Annotated in this window: 4 protein-coding genes; 2 read left to right on the top strand and 2 right to left on the bottom strand. The window is 69.1% G+C overall.

Annotation, left to right across the window (positions count from 1 at the left end; all coding sequences use genetic code 11):
- The first annotated feature begins 576 nt into the window (after positions 1 to 576).
- Positions 577 to 1,761, top strand: coding sequence for an adenosyl-hopene transferase HpnH (gene hpnH, locus HLH48_RS22325; RefSeq protein WP_182999656.1), 1,185 nt, complete (start codon positions 577 to 579; stop codon positions 1,759 to 1,761).
- Positions 1,762 to 1,886: 125 nt separating this feature from the next.
- Positions 1,887 to 3,176, top strand: a complete 1,290-nt coding sequence (locus HLH48_RS22320) for a hemolysin family protein (RefSeq protein ID WP_182999655.1) — start codon at positions 1,887 to 1,889, stop codon at positions 3,174 to 3,176.
- 52 nt (positions 3,177 to 3,228) lie between these two features.
- On the opposite strand, the gene HLH48_RS22315 is transcribed toward HLH48_RS22320, so the two are convergent.
- Both HLH48_RS22315 and HLH48_RS22310 read right to left on the bottom strand, forming a co-directional pair.
- Entirely contained in the window at positions 3,229 to 5,184 is a 1,956-nt protein-coding gene (locus tag HLH48_RS22315; protein ID WP_182999654.1) for a lytic transglycosylase domain-containing protein, read from the bottom strand.
- A gap of 202 nt (positions 5,185 to 5,386) precedes the next feature.
- A partial coding sequence (locus HLH48_RS22310) for a uracil-DNA glycosylase (protein WP_182999653.1) occupies positions 5,387 to 6,081 on the bottom strand: 695 nt, incomplete at its 5' end.

Below are 6,081 nucleotides of genomic sequence, written 5' to 3'. Positions count from 1 at the left end.
CACCGTCTCGGCCCGCAATTCCTCGGCCAACTGGCGCAACTGCTCCACCGACAGGTTGCGCAGGTCGCGCGGCGACGTCACACGGTCCAGAAGCGGAAAGCGGCCCTTCGTCGGCACCTGTCCGGCGCCGGCGGTCCCGGCGACACCGGCGGAGGGGGATGAGGGGGGCTGGTTCATGACAAGTACGTCCGTTGTGCTTGCCGGGCATCGGCCGGGGGCGGCCTGTCCGGTCCATTCTGTTCTTGCGACGTTGTCCGGGCTGGGCGAACCTAACGCCTGCCGGTCTGTTACAGTTCGGATTCTACTCCCGTAGCGGAAGCAAATACAGACTCTCCCTGCCGGCTGTGGTCAATCGGTCACAGTGCATGTGAAGGGAATTGAGTATAGGACCCTTTCCGTCCTATACCCCCCGGAACGGGATCGCGTGGCGTCGCATGTCCGCAACCTCGCCATGTCTTTCGCGCACGGCTATGATCGTGCCGGGTTGTTATCTGCCGCGTGGGCGTGTCCATAATACAGGTCACATGATTTGAGAGAGGCCGGCCCAGGGGGCCGGCGCAGGAGCAGAGGGTTTTCATGGCCGTTCCTATTATGCAGGCTGTCAGGGTGGGCGCTTACGTCGTGAAGCAGCACGTGACCGGCCGAAAGCGTTATCCGCTCGTCCTGATGCTGGAGCCGTTGTTCCGGTGTAACCTGGCCTGCGCGGGATGCGGCAAGATCGACTATCCCGCCGCCATCCTGAACCAGCGCATGACCGTGCAGGAATGCCTGGACGCGGACACCGAGGCCGGCGCGCCCGTGATCGCGGTCGCGGGGGGCGAGCCGCTGCTGCACAAGGAGATGCCGGAGATCATCCGGGGCCTGATCGCGCGCAAGAAATACGTCTATCTCTGCACCAATGCGCTGCTGCTCGAAAAGAAGATGGACGATTACGAGCCGTCGCCCTTCTTCTCGTGGGACGTGCATCTGGACGGCGACCAGGCGATGCATGATGCCTCGGTCTGCCAGGATGGCGTGTACGAGCGCGCCGTGGCCGCGATCAAGAAGGCCAAGGCCCGGGGCTTCCGCCTGTCGATCAACTGCACCGTGTTCGACGGTGCCGATCCCAAGCGCCTTGCCGCCTTCTTCGACGAGGTGATGGCCATGGGCGTGGACGGCATCATGACCGCCCCCGGCTATGCCTACGAGCGCGCGCCGGACCAGGCGCACTTCCTGAATCGCCAGAAGACCAAGCAGCTTTTCCGCGACGTCTTCCGCCTGGGCAAGGGCAGGAAGTGGCGCTTCACCCAGTCGCCGCTGTTCCTGAACTTCCTGGCCGGCAACGAGCAGTATCATTGCACGCCGTGGGGCAAGCCGCTGCGCAACGTCTTCGGCTGGCAGCGCCCGTGCTATCTGCTGGGCGAGGGCTATGCCAAGACGTTCCAGGAGTTGATGGACGATACCAAGTGGGATGATTACGGCACCGGCAATTACGAGAAATGCGCCGATTGCATGGTCCATTCCGGATATGAATCGACGGCGGTGATGGATGCGGTGCGCCGGCCGTGGCACATCGCCAAGGTCGCGCTGTTCGGGCCCGAGACCGAGAAGCCGATGGCGCCCGAGATCTCGCTGGCCAACCAGCGGCCGGCGGAATATGTGTTCGCCCAGCATGTCGATGCGCGCATGGCCGAGATCTCCGCCGCCAAGAAGCCGGCCAAGCCGCCGCGCGTGACGGTGGTGGACGCGCCGGCGGTCGAGGCGGCCGACGCCGCCGACTGACCCGGACCGCCGACCGGGCATTTCGTCCGGTACGATGAAGAAATGGCGAATCAATGGCGGGGCCGGATGGTCCCGCCATTGTCGTATTCAGGTTTCACGGATGTCGCACTACACTGGGCGGCATCATGATCATGTCCATCGCCGTCATTCTTCTTCTGGTTCTCGTCAACGGCGTCTTCGCCATGGGGGAACTGGCCCTGATCTCGGCGCGCCGCGCGCGCCTGACCATCATGCAGCGGGCGGGCGTCAAGGGCAGCGAGCGGGCCCTGCGCCTCGCCGATGATCCGCAGAGCTTCCTGCCGACCGTGCAGGTCGGGATCACGCTCGTCTCGATCCTGGAAGGCACGTTCGGCGGCACGCAGATCGAGGGCGCGCTGACGCCGTGGCTGGCGCGCTTTGCGATCCTGCGGCCGTTCGCCGCCGAATTGTCGATCGCGATCGTGGTGGTCGTCATAACATCGCTGATGCTGGTGCTGGGCGAACTTGTGCCCAAGCAGATCGCGCTGCGCCATCCCGAAGCCATCGCCGCCCGGCTGTCGCTGGCGCTGGAGGGGCTGGCGCGGGTGACGCGTCCGGCCGTCTGGCTGCTGGGGCGGTCGTCGAACCTGGTGCTGCGCCTGATGGGGGTAGCCCCCGCGACGCGGCAGGCCCTGACCGAGGAGGAACTGAAGGCCTATATCGCCGAGGGCGCGCAGTCGGGCGTGCTGGAGCAGGAGGAGCGCGACATGATCGAGCGCCTGCTGCGCATGCCCGACCGGCCGGTGCGGGCGATCATGACCCCGCGCAACGAGCTGTTCTGGATCGAGCGTGGGGTCAGCCAGGAGGAACTGCGCCGCACCCTGCGCGCCACCGTCTATTCGCGGATCGTGGTGTGCGAGGGGGGGGTGGACAATCCGGTGGGCGTGATCCTGGCCAAGGACATGCTGGACCGGATGCTGGACGGGCGGCCGGTCTCGATCGAATCGGTGCTGCGCAAGCCGGTGGTGGTGCCGGATACGCTGTCGGCCTTCGACATGGTGGAGCGGATGCGTTCGATCCCGCTGGGGATTGCCGTGGTGCTGGACGAATACGGATCGTTCGAGGGCATCGTCACCGCCTCGGACCTGTTCGAGGCCATCGTGGGCGAGCATCACGAGCCGGGCAGCACGCCCAAGGAGCGGCTGGCGCAGGACGATATCCTGATCCTGGACGGCTTCATGCCGGCGGACGACGTGAAGGACCGGCTGGCGCTGGCCGACCTGCCGGACGAGGGCAGCTATCACACGCTGGCCGGGCTGATCCTGGCGTTGCTGCGCCGGGTGCCGGCGGCGGGCGACAAGGTCGCGTTCTCCGGCTGGCTGTTCGAGGTGCTGGAGATGGACCACCGCAGGGTGCAGAAAGTGCGGGCCAGCAGGCAGGTGCTGGCCGAGAATTGAGATGGCCCGTGTTCGGCCCGGGGGTGGCCGGGGCCTTTAATGACCGGGGCCTTTAATGAATGGTGCGGAACGGGTGGCCGGCCAGGTCGCGTTCGGCGGCGAAGGCGGGCCATTCGTTGCGGGCCAGGGTTTCCAGCGACGGGGTGGGCAGGCCCAGTCGGTCGGCATAGAGCCACAGATAGGTCAGTGACCGGCGGACGTAATCGCGGGTTTCGGTACTGGGCAGGCTCTCGATGAACAGCAGCGGGTCGTCGCCGTACTCGTCCGGATCGTCCTGGCGGGCGATCGCCGTCGGGCCGGCATTATAGCTGGCCAGCAGGTGCAGCAGGTCGCCGCCCGGCGTGTTATGGGCCTTGTCATGCTGTTCGCTCAGATGCGCCAGGTAGAGGATGTAGAGCTGCCCGATTTCCAGGTTGACCGCCGGGTTGTGCAGCAGGGCGGGTGTGGCCACGAAGCGCCCGGTCTGGCCGGTCACGAAGCTGGCGGTCACCGGCATGAGCTGCATCAGCCCGTGGGCGCCGGCCCCCGAGACCGCGCCGCTGTCGAAATTGGATTCCAGCCGGGTCAGGGCATAGACCAGCGCCGGATCGACGCGGAAGCCGTGGCCCGGCGCCAGGCGCGGCAGCGGCAGGCGGCTGGCGGGGCTGGCCTGACCGCCCTCCCGGGTCGCAAGGAGCGTGGCGAGCTGGGTCGAGAGGCCCTTCAGCCCGGCGGTATCCGCCACAAGCTGCACTGAGCGGCAGAGGGCGGCATCGCCCTGGATGTCGGGCCACAGGCGGCGCAGGGCGGCCTCGGCGCGTGCGGTCTCGCCGACCTGGAGCAGGGCGAAGGCGCGGCGGCCGGCGGGCGTTGCCGCCACGGCTTCCACGTCGATTTCGCCCATGACCGGGGCGCCGGCATGCAGCATGGCCCGGTCGTCGGCCAGATGCGTGCCGGCGGACCGGGCGGCCTGCGCCGGGCGCAGGCCCAGAAGCTGGGCGGCCAGCAGGCCGTAGAATGTGTGCGGGGTGGCGGCCGCGCGATGCAGCCACGGCCGCCATGCCGCCAGGTCGCCGGTATTGCGGTGCGCGCGGGCCGCCCAGAAGGCGGCGCCGGCGCGGACGCTGGCGGCGGTGAGTTCGGCGCGGGAGGCGCCTTCGAACAATGGGGCGGCGATGTCGGCGCGTCCGCGCCGCCAGGCCGCCAGGCCGGCGACGTAGCCGGCGAGGCCGATCCGGCCGGAGGAGTCGAGAAAGGCGTCCTGCCCCGTTTTCAGTGCCAGCGCGGTGTCGCCGGCGCTGAACAGGGCCATCGCCACCTCGGCGCGCAACTGCGCGCCGTAGAGGGGGCTGAGGCCCGGCGTGACGCGGATCAGGTGCAGGGCGCTGCGCGCGCCCTTGGCGCCCTGTTCGGCCCGCTCGCGCACCGTGCGGTCGAGCAGCGGATTGCGGGTGAAGGCGCGGCTGGCCGGGTCGTCTTCCTCCGGCAGGCGCACGGGGGCGGCGCCGACGCCGGGCGCCAGCGCCGTCGTCGCCGGGATGGGCGGCAGGGCGGCGCCGCGCGGCGACAGGCCGGCCAGCAGGCCATGGATCGCCGGCGCGTCGGCCAGCGTGGCATAGCTGTGCAGCCACAGGCGCAACTGGCCGGGGGCGGGGTGATAGCCGGGATTGAGGTAGCGGTCGGCCAGGATGTCGCCCAGCAGGGTGTCGTCGCGCAGGGCGGCGGTTTCCCGGATCGCGGCGTCGAACGACCCGGCATGTTGCAGGCTGAAGATCCGGCGGACGCGGGCGGCGTCGTCGGGGGCGAGCGGACGGACGAGCCCGACGGCGCCGCCGCCGGGCGGCGCGATCCGGGGCAGCGCCATCGCGGTTTCCTCGTTCCGCTCGTCGCCGCCTGGCGGATGGCCGTCAGCCGGCTGCGCCGTGGCGCCGGACGCGCGAAGCGGACCGAGCGCACCGGCCAGAAAAGCGGCACCGGCCAGAAAGGCGCGAACCGCACGCTGTGGGGGTGTATGTGTGATCCCTCGCATGGCGGACGGGGCTCTAAAGGCTGTTGAGGGGAAAAGCAACCATATTCGAACGCGAGCCCACAGTAAGCGTTCCGCGCGAGGTGGTTAAACAGCCGTTAAAATTACCGTTTCCGGTGAGAATTCACGGGTGAATAAAACGTGTATTGCGATGCAATAATCCGGGTGTTCGCCACAATCCGGACAAAATTCCTCAGCGCCGGATTTACTTACTGTTTCGGTCTGTATCCTCGTTGTGGTCCAGCGTCGTGCGTAGCAGCAGAAGGTCCTTCCACGCGTCGCGCCGGGCCGCCGGGCTGGCGCCGAGTTGCGAGGGATGGCGCATCGGCAGCAGGGCGATCGGGGCCGTCCGGCCGGGGATGACGATGTCGCGCCAGCGGCCGCGCAGGCGGGCGATCCCGGCGTTTTCGCCCGTCAGCAGCCGTGTCGGCGTGTTGCCCATCGCGATTACCCGCGCGGGGGCGGCCAGGACGATCAGCCGGTGCAGGAAGGGGGTGCAGATCCGCAGTTCGGCGGCGGAGGGGGGGCGTTCGCCCGGCGGCCGCCACGGGATGACCGGGGCCAGCAGCATGTCGGCGCGGGCCAGCCCGATGCTGGCCAGCATGCGGTCCAGCAATTCGCCCATCGGGCCGGCGAAGGGGGTGCCGCCGCGATCTTCCGCCGCGTCGGGGGGCTCGCCGATCAGCAGCAGGCGGCCGGGGGACGCGCCGGTCGCGGACACGGTGTGCGTTGCCGTGTCGCGCAGGCTACAGGCGCCGAATCCGGCCATCGCCGCGTGCAGTTCGGCCAGCGTGGCCGCGGCGGCGGCGGCGGCGTGCGCCTGCTGCGCCGCGCGGTCGATCAGCGGCAGGCCGTCATCGGGCGCGGCGGGGCGGCGGGGGGCCGGTGGCGCGGCGGGTG

The organism is Gluconacetobacter sacchari (genome assembly GCF_014174255.1).
Lineage (GTDB): Bacteria > Pseudomonadota > Alphaproteobacteria > Acetobacterales > Acetobacteraceae > Gluconacetobacter > Gluconacetobacter sacchari.
Note: the sequence above shows the minus strand (reverse complement) of the source record. Positions and strands in the feature narration are given on the sequence as shown.

Excerpts from the sequence above, each read along its gene's own strand:
- hpnH (WP_182999656.1), top strand. The coding sequence starts at position 577 with ATGGCCGTTCCTATTATGCAGGCTGTCAGGGTGGGCGCTTACGTCGTG.
- HLH48_RS22320 (WP_182999655.1), top strand. The coding sequence starts at position 1,887 with ATGATCATGTCCATCGCCGTCATTCTTCTTCTGGTTCTCGTCAACGGC.
- HLH48_RS22315 (WP_182999654.1), bottom strand. The coding sequence starts at position 5,184 with ATGCGAGGGATCACACATACACCCCCACAGCGTGCGGTTCGCGCCTTT.